Source organism: Sphingobium anseongense, from assembly GCF_037725245.1.
Classification (GTDB): Bacteria; Pseudomonadota; Alphaproteobacteria; order Sphingomonadales; family Sphingomonadaceae; genus Sphingobium.
Map to the genome: position 1 here is coordinate 1 of NZ_JBBJUL010000012.1, position 15,277 is coordinate 15,277.

Sequence of the window (15,277 nt, forward strand, 5' to 3'; positions counted from 1 at the left end):
GTGGCAGCATCACTAGACATCGACGACACCCATGACCTTCTCTCGGTGGCGACGCTTGCCCAGCGTACCTCCTCGGTGCTGGAACGCCTCCGCGACTCGGCGCGCAGCGCACGGGCGGATGAACGCCGCGAGCCCACCTTCCCGATCGGAAAGGCCGCTGATCTGGTTGGGCGAACGCCTGCTGCAATCCGTGACGCGGAAAAGGATGGGCGTCTTCCGCCACCACCGCGAACCGAGAATAATCGCAGGGTTGGTTACACCCTTGCCCAACTCAACGATATGCGAGGCCTGTTCGGCACCAGGCCCTGGCGGGCGGCTGACGATCCATGCTGTGTCGTCGCCGTCCAAAACTTCAAGGGCGGTGTCGGCAAATCGACCTTGTCGGTCCACCTTGCCCAATATCTCGCGATCCAGGGCTACCGCGTTGCCCTTATCGACTGCGACAGTCAGGCCTCCGCGACGACGTTGTTCGGCTATGTGCCTGATCTCGACCTGAGCGAGGAGGACACGCTTTACCCGTTCCTCAGGGAGGAGGAGATGACCTCGCTCGATTATGCGCTGCGCAAAACGCATTTCGACGGTCTCGAACTGATCCCGGCAAACTTGCGGCTGTTCCAGTCGGAATATGAGATCGCGGCTCGAATGGCGCGAGGGCAGGGGGGGCTTATCGATCGCCTCTCCGAGGGTATCGCCAGCATCTCCGATCGCTTTGATGTCATCGTCCTCGATCCGCCCCCAGCCCTCGGCGCCATCTCATTGTCGGTGTTACGCGCCGCGAACGCACTCGTCGTGCCGGTGCCCCCCACCGTCATGGACTTTTCCTCGACCGCGGCGTTTCTGGCGATGCTTGATGAGACCATCGAGACGCTGGCCGAACGCGGTTTCGCACCGACCCTCAGATTTCTGCGCTTCGTTGCGTCCAAGGTTGATGAGAATAAGTCGATGCAGAAGGAACTGCTCAATCTGATGCGGACGCTGTTTGGTCAGGCGATGGTGCGCACGCCGCTCAAGGACTCGGCAGAAATCGACAACGCGACCGCCCGTTTGATGACGGTCTATGAGCTGGACGGTCCGGTGACGAGCAGCGCCGTCCGCAACCGCTGCCTCACCTATCTCGATGGGGTGAATGCCGAACTCGAGTTGGATATTCGGGCCATGTGGCCCAGCCATTTGAGCCGCTTGCGCAAGGAAGGCCTGGCGTGAAACGGCAAAATTGCACCGGTGCAATTCCGGGTGAAGGAACCGCTTCATGAGCAGGAAAAATGCGAGTTTCGCAGCAGAACTGGCCGCTGGAATCAATCCGCCCGAAGAGGGTGCGCCCGCGCCGCGCCGGCCTGGGCTGGGCGCCAATGTCCTAACAGGCCGGGAGAATCGATTGGCCGAACTGGCGGCGGGGACGGTCGTCAGCCGCACCCATGAATTGGTTGATCCTGCGCGTTGCCGAATGTGGGCTGGGCATAACCGCGAATATGCCTTGCTCAACGAAGAGCGGTGCGCCGATCTTATCGAAAGCATGAAGGCGCAAGGGCGCCAGGAGATGCCTGCAATCGTCCGCCGTGTGCGGGGCGAACCCGACTATGATTTCGAGGTGATCTGCGGTGCGCGGCGCCATTGGTCGATCAGCTGGCTGCGCGGCCACAACTATCCCGACTTCCGCTTTCTCGTCGATATTCGCGAACTGTCGGACGAGGAAGCGTTCCGCATAGCGGACATCGAGAACAGGGCGCGCGAAGACCTCAGCGATCTCGAGCGCGCGCGGGATTATCTCCGCGCGCTGGAAGCCTATTATGAGGGTAGGCAGAAGGTCATGGCCGAGCGGATCAATGTCACCGAAAGCTGGTTGAGCCGCTATCTCGACCTCGCGCGTCTGCCGGCCGAGTTGATGATCGCCTTTCCCAATCCGCAGGATTTGCGGATCAAGCACGTCACAACGATCAAGCCATTGCTGAAACCCGACGATCGTCGCCAGCGGGTATTTGCCGAAGCGGCGGCCCTGAGGGCGCGATCGGGAGGGGAGGGGGCTCCGGTCGCCGTGCCGGAGATTGTTCGTGCGCTGGCGCTTGCGGCTGATCCCCCCAAGAAGTCAGGATCCCCCAAGAGGTCAGGATCGAGCGAAACCGTGGCGTCGCAGGCCGGAAAGCCGTTGCTTCGGTTTGAAGGCAAGGATCGCAAGGGGGTTAGGATCACCTTGCTCCCGCATGGTGGCGGTTCGCGGGACGAAGCGGAGGCAGCTATCAAGACCTTGCTCGATACGCATTGGCGGTAGCGCTGCCTTACCCGAGTTTAGCCACCAGCTTGCGTGCCCCCTGTGGAGTAACGTCGAGAAGCCGCGCCACGGCAGACGGACGAAGCCCAGGATAGGCGAGCGCAAGCCGGGCAAGGAGTGGTGCCCTGCTGCGGCGCGTTGCGGACACGGCCAATGCCTTTGACCCTTGGCGCTCGATCCAGTCGAGATCTTTAAGGCCGGATTGGCAGGTCACGAGCAATGCCCGCGTCATGACATCGGTTAACTCGCCCGCGCCGTGTGGCGGGAATTTTGGCAATAGAATGAGAGATGGCAGGATGCCGAGAGTGAGTCCGGCATGATGGAGCATTGCGGGGACATGGCTGGCCACCAACCAGGCGCGATCGCGCACGCGCGGCTCGAGAGTGAGCGTCCGACCGTCGATCGCCGTCACGTCCACCGCAGACTGCTCGGCGACGACGACCGTCTTGAGCATAGCGGTAATCCGATCGGCAACGGAGGGCAGCGAAGGAGAAGGGTAGGGGGCTTGTGCTTCGATGCGAGCCTGCCGCCACGCGGGACCGAAATAGGCCAGGTCGCTGCCCGCCCAGACTTCGGCTTCGGATCGATCATCTAGGACAGTGCGCAAGACGTTGAGCGTCGCACGCGCAAGCGGCCCGTTGTCGCCAACGCTGGCCTCGATCGCGAGATGGAACACCGCCGCCACAGAGACGGGATCGTTCAACCCTTCAGAGGCGCGGGGAGGGGATGTGCGTCCGCAGATCCAGTCCTGCAGATGCCGGACGTCGATGGGCACGCCGGCGAGACCGGCGAGTTGGGCTGCGCCCTGCAACCGCGCACGGGCCAGCCAAATGTCAGCCCATGGGCTGTTCTGCAGTCGTCCATCCAGTCGGCCGAGCAGGAGCATTGCCTGCTCGCTGGAGGCACAGGAAGGGGAGGGGGAGGCCATCAATCCAGACTCTATCTCAACCATTGGGGAAACCAAAGTCAGCAGTTGGTTTCCGTCTATTGTACTACCCCAAAGCGTACATGCGATAATTGCAGTTATCACATAAGCGCATTTGACCCGTCTTATTAATGTAGGGTACAAGCCGCCGAGGCGGGTAGGGGCGACAAGCGCGTGGAAAAGACAGTATTCTGGTCATGGCAGAGCGATCTCGACGCCCGCGTAACGCGCGACGTGATCCGATCGGCGCTCGATCAGGCGATCGGCATGCTGGCTGCCGATCTCGACGAGGCCGATCGGCCGAGCCTCACCTCGGACACACAGGGCGTCGCCGGCACGCCTGATATTGTTGCGACGATTCTGCGCAAGATCGACGAAGCCGCGGTGTTCGTGGGCGATGTCACACCGATCGCTGTCTCGGTGAGCGGGAAGACCTGCGCTAATCCGAACGTGCTCATCGAACTCGGCTATGCACATCGCGCTCTTGGTGAGAACCGCATCCTGCAAGTCTGGAACACGGCGTTCGAAGGCGCTGCCGTCGATAAGCTGCCTTTCGATATGCGTGGGCGGCGCGGACCTATTCCTTTCCACCTGGCGGTCGATGCCGATCGCGAGGAGCTGCGGCGCGTGCGCGCAGACCTCGCAAAGCGTATGGCCGAGTATCTTCGACTGGCGATGGATCAGTTGCCGGCACCGCTTCCCGAGGCGGTGCATTGGCAACCGCATTTCGCCGGCGACGCCAACCTTTGGTTCGACCGATCCGAGCCGCAGTTGGTGACAAACCCGGCCCACGGCACCACCAAATTTGTCTGGAAGGACAAATATCCGGGATATGCACGGGTGATCCCCTCAAAATGGGCTGCCAACCCCGGCGCCAAACAGGCTCTGGCCAACCACCCTGGACATGCGGCGCTGCTCGCCCGCGCCAATACGCTGAGCTACGGCATCAGCCGAGGCGGCGCGGTGGTCTATTGGCCCGGGACGGCGGAGGAGGGGGTCTATCCGACCTTGGCCGTGACCCAGTGGTTCGAGCAGACCGGCGAGTTCTGGGGCGTGGGCGGCGGCTTCCTCTTCGAACGCGAAGGCGATCGCCTGACACTCGCGACGGGATATTTCTACCAACAGTGGCTCGGTTTTCTGGAGCGTAACTGCGCTCTCGCGCTTGCGCATGGAGGCTCGCTCCCGATCCATGTGCGTCTGGGCGTGAGCGATCTTCGCGGAAGCTGGTGGCCGCGCGGTCGCTTCGACTTTGGTGATGAGGGTTACGCGGCCGTCGAGGATTCCTACGAATATGACGCGACACTGACGTCCGTCGAGCCCGGCGAGCTCCAGCGTGTCGCGGTCGAGGCCTTCAATGGCCTTGCGGCGGCCTATGGCATCGAGCCTTTCACCCATGAGCAGATCGTCAAGGAATCGAGGCTCTAGAGGTGAAAGAGGTGCCCGCTCTGTTACCGCCGATCCCATCTCCGCCAAACTCCGGGATCGATCTCGTCTGGGAGGTGACGAAGATTGGGGCTGGGGGGGCGATCACCCTCAACAAGGCGCTGATCGACGCCTTCCAGGCTGCCTCGTCACCTCACAGCATCCGCGCGCTGAAATCCGACATCGAAGCGTTCGACGCCTGGTGTCGGCGAACCAATCGGTTCGCGCTGCCGGCGACGGCTGAGACCGTAGCCGATTATCTTGACGCACGAGCAGAGAAGGGCAGCCGGCCGGCGTCGCTGGCGCGCTACAAGGCGTCAATCGCCAAGATCCACCAGTTGCTCGATCTGAAGGATCCAACGCCAGCGCCATTGGTCAAGCTGCGGCTGCAGGCGGTGCGCCGCGAGAAGGGTGCCGCGCAGAAACAGGCGCGGCCGCTGCGGTTCAAGGGGCCAGTCCGCGACGTCGAGCGCGACAAGGCGCGCGGGCTTAACATCCGCGCGCTGCTCGAGAGCTGCGCGGACGATCTGCCGGGCCTGCGCGATCGGGCGCTGCTATCAACCGCTTACGATACCGGTCTGCGGGCTTCGGAACTGGTTGCGGTCGCGGTCGAACATATTGAAGGGGCGATCGACCCCGAGGCGCGGCTGCTACAGATCCTCCGCAGCAAGGGCGATCAGGACGGGGAGGGGGCGACCGCCTATCTCAGCCCTCGCACGGTCGCGGCAATCACGGCCTGGACCGAAGCCGCCGATATCACGGCGGGGCATCTGTTCCGGCGAGTGCAAGTGCGACGGTACAAGGCCCGTGCGGCGGTGCGCGGCAGGCCGATCGACAGCATCTCCGGACGCGAGGGCTGGGATCTGCGCAAGACGCTTTCCAAGCCCGCAGTGAAGGCGCGCGTCGAATACGATGTCGGCACGGCTGCGTTGCATCCAGGGTCAATCGGGCCGATCTTCCGGTCGATCATTCAGCGGGCATTCGATCTCGGCGCACTCCCCGATCTCACGGCCGAGGATCTAACTCGGCTACTGAAGGGAATAAGCGCGCACTCCACGCGGATTGGGCTCAATCAAGACCTGTTCGCGAGCGGCGAGGATCTCGCTGGGATCATGGACGCTCTGCGGTGGAAGTCGCCGCGCATGCCGCTTGCCTACAATCGCAATCTTGCGGCTGAGCAGGGGGCGGCGGGGCGGCTCATGGCGAAGCTCACCTGACGTAGCGCCCACATGTCGTGTCGCGACACCGCTCGCTGGCATCGTCCGGCATCCTAGTTGCGGCAGCTTCCTATTCGTTTCGAAGACCTCTCAGTGTGCAAGCTACACCCAGATCATTTAGTTTGTAGTGCGTCGATGATCGGACAATCTGGCCTCTCGTCCCCGTTGCAACGCTCGGCGAGGTCCAGCAACGACCTTCTGAGTGCCTCCAATCCAAGCGCCTTGCGATGCAATTCGGCGGCACGGGTCAATGCGATGTGCTTTACGTCGGCGCTTTCACGCGCACCGTCCGACCACAAGCTTAGCAGCGAGCGAATATCCTCGATCGGAAAACCAAGGTCGCGGGCATTGGCAATGAACCGCAGTCGATGGAGATCGGCATCGGAATAATCACGATAGCCAGACTGGCGGCGCGGCGCGGCACCGATCAGGCCGATCTTCTCATAATGGCGAATCATGCGCTGCGAGACGCCGCTGGCGCTCGATGCCTCGCCGATCTTCATAGCCTCGCCCGGTTGAGTCTTAGCGCATTGGTCACCACCGTGAAGCTCGACAGTGCCATCGCGGCGCCAGCGATCATCGGCGACAGCAAGATGCCTGCGATGGGGTAGAGGATACCGGCAGCGACCGGTACGCCGACCCCATTGAAGACGAACGAGAAGAACAGGTTCTGCCGGATGTTGCGCATGGTGGCGACCGCGAGCCGGCGTGCACGAACCATCGCGGCGAGATCGCCCTTGGTCAGTGTCATGCCAGCGCTCTCGATGGCGACGTCAGTCCCGGTGCCCATGGCGACGCCGACATCCGCCGCCGCCAGCGCCGGGGCGTCGTTGATTCCGTCGCCGGCCATCGCGACCACTGCGCCATTTGCTTTGAGTTCACCAATGATGCGAGCCTTGTCCTCGGGCTTCAGCCCGGCATGGACTTCGTCAATGCCGCCGATAGCCCGCGCCACCGCATCGGCTGTCGCTCTTGCGTCGCCGGTCAGCATCACGATCCGCAGCCCTTCCTCGCGCAGGGCGGCGATCGCGAAGGCCGCCGATGGCTTAATCGGATCTGCGACCACGAGCAGGCCGACCAGGTGGCCATCGATCGCTACGAGCATCACCCCCGCGCCTTCACTGCGGTGCGTGTCGGCTACGTTATCAAAGGATGACGGATCCACGCCAACGCGACGCATTTGTTCGGCATTGCCGACCACCACGTCGCGCCCGTCGACCTTGCCACTGACACCAAGCCCGGTCTGGGACTCAAACTGCTCGGCTTTCGCAATCGGAAGCTCGGCTTTACGCGCGGCTTCGACGATGGCCTGGGCAAGCGGATGTTCCGATAGAGCTTCTACGGCGGCTGCGGCCGATAACACCATGTTGTGCTCATACCCCTCAGCCAACTCGATGGTCGTAAGGGCCGGGCGGCCTTCGGTGAGCGTGCCGGTCTTATCGATCACCAGCGTGTCGACCTTCTCCATCATCTGCAGCGCTTCGGCATCCTTGACGAGCACACCGGCGCGCGCGCCGCGGCCGGTTCCTACCATGATCGACATTGGCGTCGCCAGGCCGAGCGCACAGGGACAGGCGATGATGAGCACGGCGATCGCATTGAGCAGGGCATGACCAAAGCGCGGCTCAGGACCGACGAAATTCCATACAATGAATGTCGCGATCGCGATCGCGACGACGAGCGGCACGAACCAGCCCGATACGCGGTCAGCAACCGCCTGGATCGGCGCGCGACTGCGCTGGGCTTCCGCGACCATCTTCACGATCCGCGCGAGCACCGTATCTGTGCCGACCGCGCGCGCCTCGATCACCAGCGTTCCCGTGCCATTGACGGTCCCGGCCGTGACAGTTGCGTCCTTCTCCTTGAGGACGGGGGCAGGTTCTCCCGTTATCATGGACTCGTCGACCGACGAGCGCCCGTCGATAACAACGCCATCGACCGGCACCGCCTCACCAGGGCGCACGCGGACATGGTCGCCGGCCATCAGTTCGGCGAGATCGACCTCCACCTCTTTGCCCTCGGCATCGATCCGCCGAGCGGTCTTCGGCGCAAGATCCATCAGCGCACGGATCGCGCGACCGGTCGCAGCCCGCGCTCGCAGCTCGAGCACCTGTCCGAGCAGGACCAGCGTCACCACGACCCCTGCCGCCTCGTAATAAACGGGCACGATCCCGTGCATCTGGAAGGAGGACGGAAATAGACCCGGCGCGACCGTGGCGACCACGCTGTAGGCGAACGCCGCGCCGACGCCGATCGCCACGAGCGTGAACATGTTGAGGTGCCACGTCGCGATCGAGGTCCAACCGCGCTGGAAGAATGGCCAGCCCGCCCACAGGACGATCGGCGCCGTCAGCGCGAGTTGCACCCAGGGCGACCAAGTCGGCGGCACGAAATCCATGCCGAGCATCTCCGCGACCATCGAGATTGCCAGCAGCGGGACGGTAAGAACAGCAGCCACCCAGGTTCTCCGGGTGAAGTCGACCAGCTCAGGATTGGGAGCATCATCAAGCGACGGCTCTTCGGGTTCGAGCGCCATGCCGCAGATCGGGCAGGTGCCCGGACCATCGCGACGAATTTCCGGGTGCATTGGGCACGTCCAGATCGCACCCGGCGCTGCGACCGCGGCCGTGTTGCCCTCGCCCGACAGATACCGCTTGGGGTCGGTGACAAACTTGGTGCGACAGCCTGCGCTACAGAAATGATAGTCCTTGCCATCATGCGAGGCATGATGAGGCGTTGCTGTCGGATCGACCTTCATGCCGCAAACCGGATCCTTGGCGCTCTTCGCGTCCGTGTCGCCGCCGTGCTTGCCGGCGCAGCAGCTGTGGGTGCCCGAATTGCTAGCAGGAACAGGGTCAGTCACAGGCTCGTCTCCTTATCGACTAATAGCAATCTGGGGTCTGACATCGTGTCAGGGTCAAGCCCGACCCACCTATTTTTTTGCTTGGCTCACACAGCGCTGCCGCCTTAGCTCGACAACAGATTGTGGATGGCCGTCGCGGCCTTAGCCGCCTGACCTGCCGCCACGGCAATTTGATCCAGCCCTTCAACCATGTCGCCGGCAGCAAACAGGCCGGCGACCGTCGTTTGCTGGTGCTCATCGACAACGATGCAACCTGCCGGGCTCAGTTCCGCGCCAGCTATTCTCGCCAGTTCCGAGCGAATTGAGGTTCCGAGGGCGACATATAGGGTGTCGAACTGGAGCAATCGGCCATCGGCCAAATGCACGAGAAGGTCTTTTTCGGTGACCGACAAATCGCCGACAGGCGCTCGCTCGACGCTTATAGCGTTCCGTGTTAGATTTGCCTCGTCAGCTTGTGAAAGCTCCGAAGCATCCTGAGTAAGCAAGGTCACGGTGTCGCTGTAGCGGCGAACGAACAGAGCCTCGGCTGCGCCATGGTCGGAGCAACCCAACACAGCCACTCGCTTGCCGCGGACCTCATAGCCGTCGCAGATCGGGCAATAGCGTATCAGTCCTTGGGCGACGCCTCGATCATGCGTTTCCTGCGCCATTCGCGGTCGATGATTTTTCACGCCTTGCGCAAGCAATATTGTCCGTGCGCTGAAAGTCTTGGCATTCGTATCGACGACGAAGCCCGTTCCGACCCGGTCGATGCGATCGACGACCCCAGTGACTAATTCGGCACCGTACTGGGCGGCATGTCGATGCATACGGACAAGCAGATTGTCGCCAGAGATACCGTCTGGAAAACCGAGGAGGTTATGTGTCGTCGGGATGCGCGAGGCGCGGCCATCGCCAGCATCGATGACCAGCGTAGAACGCAGAAACCGGGCGAGATAAGTGGCTGCTGTCAGCCCCGCGGGGCCGCCTCCGATGATTACGCAGTCGTACATGCCTGCCTTTCGCTGACCTCGCCCGTCACTGCTATTACGCGGCACGCCGCTTCTTCCCTCGAAAGCGGGCGCGCTCTTCAAAAAAAGCGGTGGGTCGCGAGGGGTAAGCTCCGTCGCTGCGTAAATTCAGATGAAGCCCATCGCCAAGCAGGATGGACTGCCCAGATGCCCACGGGTCGCAGCGTGGGGGGGGGGGGCGAGCGGATGTGGGGAAGACGGATTGGAATGACCGATTGCGCTCCATGTCGCTCGCCCCGCAACAACCACAGCTCGCAACGTCAGCGGGCGACGACACCATCATCGACGGGGGAGAGATGGAGACCTACAGCCCGTTTTCGGTTTCGATGGGCCGAGCGCTTTGGGTGATGATGCTCGTCGCTGGACCTCCGCTGATAATCATGCTGGTGGTCGGGCTCATTATCTCCATGATCCAGGCCGCGACGTCGATCAACGAACAGACCGTGAGCTTCGTCCCCAAGCTCTTGGCGTTCATCCTGTTTCTTGCTCTTTACGGGGCAACCGTTGGCGATCTTCTGATCGACTACACCCGTGACCTGCTGATGCATATTCCCGACGATATCAAATGACGCGGGCCGCTTTTCGTCCTCGGCGGCCCGCGCAAGAACTGTTCGTATACGGGGCGGAGTGCTAGCGTTGAAGAAGATCGACGTGAATGGGGGAAGGGGTTTGGCGGAATTTGAATTGCTGGCGCGGCAACTGATCCAACGATGGAAAGAAGACCCCAACGCGACGTATCAAAGCTGGTTTCTCTGGGACGAGCGCATCAAAAACTTCCGTTCGATCCGGCGTGGTCTGGCTCAGGTGGTGGCAGAGATCGAGGCCGGTCGGTTTGGCGTGGCGTATCGGGGCTCTTCGCTGGAAACGGTCGTTCATTCGGTCGCGGAGCAGAGACAGATATTCAAAGGCGCTGACCATGCGTTTCTCTGGAAGCCCAAATTGCGCATCCCTGACATTTACGAAAACCCGGCGAACCAGCGCGCTTTTGGCCGGTTGCTCGATCATTGCGCCTGCTGCGATACCGCTGAAGAGATTATCGCGGGTATCCACACCATTGATCGTTTGAACATCAAGGGGCTCGGGCCCGCGGTCGCCAATCTCCTCTATTTCCTGCACCCCACGTTGGTGCCCCCGTTCAACACGGCGATCGTCAACGGGTATAACAAGTTGACGGGCGGAAAGGTGAAGCTGGGGAGCTGGCAGCATTTTCTCGCGATGCGGTCGGGCGTTCTCGACCTGAATGAGCGGTTCCGCGATTTATTGTCCAACGATCTTGGCGCCATTGGTGGCCTGCTTTTCGACATCGGTTCGGGACGCTATCCAGTCCCGCCGCGTGACGAGGAAGACCAGTCGGTAGGATCGTGGGCGGCACGTCTCGAACAGGCCAGGGCAGAAGCGCAAACGCTCAACAAGGCCCTTCAGAAACAGGGAGAGAGCGATCGAACCCATTCGGAAATCCAGGCTTGGCTCCGCGATATAGGCCGTGCGTTGGGCTACGATATCTGGATAGCATCCAACGATCGGGGGCGACTTCACGATGGCGTGCGCTTGGGGGACGGGTGTCTTGAGAGCCTGCCAGCTTCAATTTCAACATCGATCGGCGCAGATGCCATCCGCCTTATCGATGTGCTTTGGCTCGAGCGAGGCGGCGACCGAGTCGCTGCCGCCTTCGAAGTCGAGCATTCGACGTCGATTTATTCGGGCATCGTCCGGATGCTCGACCTTGCCTTGAGCGGGAGCGAACTGCACGCCACAGCAGGACTGTTTCTTGTGGCGCCCGACGCGCGGGAGAGCGAAGTGCGGGCACAACTCGCGCGGCCCGCATTCAGCCGAATCGCAGATCTTGAGATTGCCTATCTTCCCTATGGCGAGCTCGAGCGTCACAGAGAGGCGATTTCCCGGTTCGGTTCGGGCTTGAAAGCAATCAAGGCCATATCGCGTGCTTTGCCGTAAGGCTCAATGCCTACATCCCCGAGGCAGGTGGTGCCAATAATCCCAGCCACGCAACAAGCGCGAGAATGGTGAGCGCACAGCCGCTCTCGACAATGAGACTGCGGCGAAGTGACCCAATCGCCGATGATATTTCCCCGGTTTCGATCGCATTCGCTAGCGCAGGGGTGAGGAAGAAGCGATTAGCGGCGGCCAGGAACAGCATCGCGCCGAACAGCACCAGTTTCACTGCCAGCAACACGCCGTAGAGGCTCGTAAAAAGCGCCGCCAGGTTGGACGGTCCTACCAAGATCCAACTGTTGATGAAGCCTGACAAGATGAGCAGACCCACGACGATCGACCCTACCTTTGCGAAGCCATCCAACGCCCGGTGAGACAGGTGGACATGATCGATTGCCATGCGGGCCGCTGGGCGAAAAATGAGCAGGCACAGGGCGGAGAGCGCTCCAATCCATATGCCTGCGGCCAACAGATGAGTGATGTCCGCGCCAAGATGGATCCATCCCCACAACCCTTCATCAGCTGCGCCGTGACCAGTCCAGGCCAAAGTCGCGAGAGCGATCGCTGCCGTTACTGAAACTGACCAGAGGGCGAATGCAGGGCGTCGCCACCCGACAATGGAAAAGTACAGGACCAGTAAGAGTGCTGCCACCCGAACTTGCCAGACGGTGCCGATCGCTGTGCCCGATATCAAAAGATTGACAGTGGCGCGGTCCACTTGATCGACCGGCACACCGCCCATCGAGGCCGCCAAGGCTATCATGCCCAAGATCGATAATACGATGCCGGCGAGCGCGATCGTCGCCAAGACCGAGCGAAAGCGCAGGACCGAACCGGATGCTCGCTCGGTCCCGCGTAACGTATATAGGCCGAACATCGGCAACCCGAAAAGCAGCATGAGATCGAGATAAAGCCCTAGCCTGACCGCAATCGCTATGATGTCCGGCACGCTCTTACTGGACCTTGAAGGTATAGCTGCCCTGAATGCGATGGGTGTCGGTAGAGACGACGTGATAGTCGACCTTGTAGGTTCCAACCGGCAGCGGCTTGGCAAGCGTGGCCACGAGCGTCTTGCCATCTGCAGCCACGGTCGTCGTGACGCCATTCATCTTCATCGGCCCCATCTTCATGCCGGGCATTTCGGTCATTGTCAGGTCGATCCCGGAGAACTGCGCGACCAGCGCCTCGGAAAAGACGAGCTGGATCCTCGTTGGGGATGCGCCGACGGCATTGGCTGCCGGGTTTGCGCTGTTGAGCTTGGGGTGTGCCTGAACAGCGGTAGCGGCGAGGACGGACGCCGCCATGGCGACGGCGAAAGCTGTTTTACGAAACATCGATTTCTCCATGGGCGGCGATACTGCCGACAAAGCGATTTACGCACCGCGCACCGTGACCCCTCATCCGACGGGCACGATTTCTTCGAATTCGGGGCGCCAACTGGTGTGCGCCGCAGACCTGCGCGGCAGATGAGGGGTGGAAGCTCGCCGCGCGTATGATCAAGTGGATGGGTGCGACATCACCGATCGACCGAGGGCTTTTCGGCTGGGGAGGACGCGATGGAAGATTCAAGGAAGGCATGGCTTCGGAAACACTTTCCGAGCGGCTCGTTCATCGCGGTCGCGGCGCTGATCGGTAGCGCGCTCGCCGGCATCGTTGTGTATGTCGGCGCCTATGACATCGGGGCAGATTCGCCGCACACCAGACCGGTCTATTGGCTGATAGAGCAGCTTCGTGATCGTTCGATCGCCGTCCGGGCTCGCAACGTGGGCGTCCCAGCCAACCTAGCGGACGTGAAACGGCTGCAGAGCGGCGCAGGACTTTACACCGAGATGTGCAGCGGCTGCCATCTCGCACCGGGTCTGGAAAAGTCCGAGATCAGCCAAGGCCTTTATCCCAAGGCACCCGAGCTTTTCCGGGAGCCACAGCGATCGCCAAGGGAACAATTCTGGATCATCAAGCATGGGGTCAAGCTGACTGCGATGCCGGCCTGGGGTAAAACGCATAGCGACGAATTGATCTGGGACATGGTGGCTTTCGTGCGGCAACTGCCCAAGATGACCCCGGCGCAATATCAGGCAGCACTTGCCAGTGCGCCTGAAGACCATGACGCGATGATGAAGGATATGCCTGGCATGAAAAAGATGATGCCGTAACAATGTGTCCGCCTGCCGACAGGTCGCCGTTCAGCCAAACCGACCGCGGGGCACGTAATCACTGAGGGCCGGTTGAGCGAACGGCAGAGGGGGCGGCACTCGTGCCAGCGCGCTGAACAGATAGAGATTGGGATTTGCGATGAAAACAGACTTGGATGGGCTTTTGACCCGCTTGCGCAATGAACCGGATCATCCGGGCCTGATCGGTCTGGAGGAGGCCGTGTTCCAACGCATTGCGGCATTGCCGCAGGTTTCGGCCGCTTCTCAACTCCGGTTTGGTGCAGTGGCCGCCTTTGGAGCAGTGCTGCTCGGTATCGCCAGCAACGGATTTACGCCGCCTGCCGAGGCATCGGTCACGCTCTCGCCGTTCGGGCCATCCAATCCGCTTGCCCCCTCGACGCTGCTGGTAGGCTCTCAATGAAGGCAAAGTTGATTTTTTTGGTAGCTGTCGTCGCCTTCGTCGCAGCCGTTGCGGGCGTGTTCCTTGGGCGTCACTTCTTCCCCCAGCCCAAGGCGGCCGGTGTCGAACTCCACGACGTGTTGCACAGCAAGCTCGACCTGGACGACCGTCAGAAGGCGCAGATCGAACTGCTTGAGCAGCGCTTTGCCGTGCGTCGTCGCGCGCTGGAGCTCGAACTGAGAGCGGACAACGCGCGTCTCGCGGCCGCGATCGAAGCCGAACATGGCAACGGACCGGGTGTCACGGCGGCCGTCGATCAGTCGCATCAGGCGATGGGCGAGCTGCAGAAGGAAACGCTTGGCCATATCTTCGCGATGCGCCAGATCTTGCGCCCTGATCAGGCCAAGACCTTCGATCAGGCGGTGGTACATGCGCTCACCGACGATGCACGGTGAGTCTGGATCTTCGCGCGTGCTCGGACGGTGAACTTGCGGCGCTAACGCTCGCCGGTCGGCAGCCGGCCTTCGCAGAGATCATGCATCGGCACCAGGCTGCGATATTTCGACTGGTACGCGGCCTGGTGGGGAATGCCGAGGACGCGCTAGACCTCACCCAGGACTGCTTCGTCTCCGCGTTCAGCCATCTGCGAAAATATGATGGCGCGCGGCCGCTAAGGGCTTGGCTGTCCCGGATCGCGATCAACAAATGCCGCGACTGGCGCCGCCGCCAGAAGGTGCGGCAGCTCTTCACCTTCGGTTATGCAGCGTCCGACGCCGAGATCGAACAAGTGCCGGATGATGCACCCTCCGCGCATGCCAGTGCCGACTCAAAAATGGAGATCAAACGAATGGCCGCCGCAATCAGCGCGCTACCGGTCTCGTTGCGGGAAGTTCTGTTGCTCCGCACAGTCGAAGGGCTGAATCAGTCGGAAGCGGCAACTGCGCTCTCGATAAGTGGCAAGGCGGTCGAGACGCGCCTTTACCGTGCGCGGTCGCGCCTTGCGGAAATCTTGGCCGAGGAATGAGGGGTGCGCCCCGCTCGCGCGTAAGGAGAGAGAGATACCGCGCTCGA

General features: G+C 61.8%; 16 protein-coding genes. 10 read left to right on the top strand and 6 right to left on the bottom strand.

All coding sequences use genetic code 11. From position 1 onward, the window contains the following. Together WG908_RS14365 and WG908_RS14370 are read left to right on the top strand one after the other, a co-directional pair. Positions 1-1,203: AAA family ATPase (locus WG908_RS14365; protein WP_340187288.1), on the top strand; the 1,203-nt coding region annotated here is incomplete at its 5' end. Positions 1,204-1,249: 46 nt separating this feature from the next. Then, positions 1,250-2,266, top strand: coding sequence for a ParB/RepB/Spo0J family partition protein (locus tag WG908_RS14370; protein WP_179563628.1), 1,017 nt, complete (start codon positions 1,250-1,252; stop codon positions 2,264-2,266). Positions 2,267-2,273: 7 nt separating this feature from the next. On the opposite strand, the gene WG908_RS14375 is transcribed toward WG908_RS14370, so the two are convergent. Then, on the bottom strand, positions 2,274-3,152 hold the full coding sequence (locus tag WG908_RS14375; RefSeq protein WP_340187289.1) for a hypothetical protein: 879 nt from the start codon (positions 3,150-3,152) through the stop codon (positions 2,274-2,276). Positions 3,153-3,365: 213 nt separating this feature from the next. On the opposite strand from WG908_RS14375, the gene WG908_RS14380 reads away from it, so the two are divergent. Together WG908_RS14380 and WG908_RS14385 are read left to right on the top strand one after the other, a co-directional pair. Continuing rightward, a complete protein-coding gene (locus WG908_RS14380; RefSeq protein ID WP_179563626.1) occupies positions 3,366-4,616 on the top strand; it encodes a hypothetical protein in 1,251 nt (416 codons plus the stop codon). Positions 4,617-4,618: 2 nt separating this feature from the next. After that, entirely contained in the window at positions 4,619-5,830 is a 1,212-nt protein-coding gene (locus WG908_RS14385) for a site-specific integrase (RefSeq protein ID WP_179563625.1), read from the top strand. A 113-nt stretch (positions 5,831-5,943) separates the two neighbouring features. Here WG908_RS14385 and WG908_RS14390 read toward each other — a convergent pair whose 3' ends face one another. The 3 genes from WG908_RS14390 to WG908_RS14400 form a co-directional block, all read right to left on the bottom strand. Further along, the gene (locus WG908_RS14390; protein ID WP_179563624.1) at positions 5,944-6,333 is read right to left on the bottom strand and encodes a MerR family transcriptional regulator; all 390 of its coding nucleotides are present in this window, start codon (positions 6,331-6,333) and stop codon (positions 5,944-5,946) included. Then, entirely contained in the window at positions 6,330-8,588 is a 2,259-nt protein-coding gene (locus WG908_RS14395) for a heavy metal translocating P-type ATPase (protein WP_218868304.1), read from the bottom strand. The genes WG908_RS14390 and WG908_RS14395 overlap by 4 nt, the downstream gene beginning before the upstream one ends. A gap of 209 nt (positions 8,589-8,797) precedes the next feature. Further along, on the bottom strand, positions 8,798-9,685 hold the full coding sequence (locus WG908_RS14400) for an NAD(P)/FAD-dependent oxidoreductase (RefSeq protein ID WP_179563622.1): 888 nt from the start codon (positions 9,683-9,685) through the stop codon (positions 8,798-8,800). Between the two features lie 242 nt (positions 9,686-9,927). Between WG908_RS14400 and WG908_RS14405 the strand changes: the two genes are divergently transcribed. Then, entirely contained in the window at positions 9,928-10,272 is a 345-nt protein-coding gene (locus WG908_RS14405; protein ID WP_261937555.1) for a flagellar biosynthetic protein FliQ, read from the top strand. A 67-nt stretch (positions 10,273-10,339) separates the two neighbouring features. After that, positions 10,340-11,656, top strand: a complete 1,317-nt coding sequence (locus tag WG908_RS14410; RefSeq protein ID WP_442947055.1) for a type II restriction enzyme NmeDI-related protein — start codon at positions 10,340-10,342, stop codon at positions 11,654-11,656. Between the two features lie 10 nt (positions 11,657-11,666). On the opposite strand, the gene copD is transcribed toward WG908_RS14410, so the two are convergent. Together copD and copC are read right to left on the bottom strand one after the other, a co-directional pair. Continuing rightward, positions 11,667-12,602 (bottom strand): copper homeostasis membrane protein CopD, encoded by a 936-nt coding sequence (gene copD, locus WG908_RS14415; protein ID WP_179563621.1) that lies wholly within the window; start codon positions 12,600-12,602, stop codon positions 11,667-11,669. Positions 12,603-12,606: 4 nt separating this feature from the next. Further along, positions 12,607-12,999, bottom strand: a complete 393-nt coding sequence (copC, locus tag WG908_RS14420; protein WP_340187290.1) for a copper homeostasis periplasmic binding protein CopC — start codon at positions 12,997-12,999, stop codon at positions 12,607-12,609. A gap of 210 nt (positions 13,000-13,209) precedes the next feature. On the opposite strand from copC, the gene WG908_RS14425 reads away from it, so the two are divergent. The 4 genes from WG908_RS14425 to WG908_RS14440 all read left to right on the top strand — a co-directional run bounded on the left by WG908_RS14425 (position 13,210) and on the right by WG908_RS14440 (position 15,230). Next, positions 13,210-13,806 (top strand): c-type cytochrome, encoded by a 597-nt coding sequence (locus tag WG908_RS14425; protein ID WP_179563620.1) that lies wholly within the window; start codon positions 13,210-13,212, stop codon positions 13,804-13,806. Positions 13,807-13,945: 139 nt separating this feature from the next. After that, positions 13,946-14,227, top strand: a complete 282-nt coding sequence (locus WG908_RS14430; RefSeq protein WP_174839324.1) for a hypothetical protein — start codon at positions 13,946-13,948, stop codon at positions 14,225-14,227. Beyond that, positions 14,224-14,661: a periplasmic heavy metal sensor gene (locus WG908_RS14435; protein ID WP_179563619.1), complete on the top strand. Its 438-nt coding sequence runs from the start codon at positions 14,224-14,226 to the stop codon at positions 14,659-14,661. The genes WG908_RS14430 and WG908_RS14435 overlap by 4 nt, the downstream gene beginning before the upstream one ends. Further along, the gene (locus WG908_RS14440) at positions 14,658-15,230 is read left to right on the top strand and encodes an RNA polymerase sigma factor (RefSeq protein WP_179563618.1); all 573 of its coding nucleotides are present in this window, start codon (positions 14,658-14,660) and stop codon (positions 15,228-15,230) included. The genes WG908_RS14435 and WG908_RS14440 overlap by 4 nt, the downstream gene beginning before the upstream one ends. Positions 15,231-15,277 lie beyond the last annotated feature (47 nt).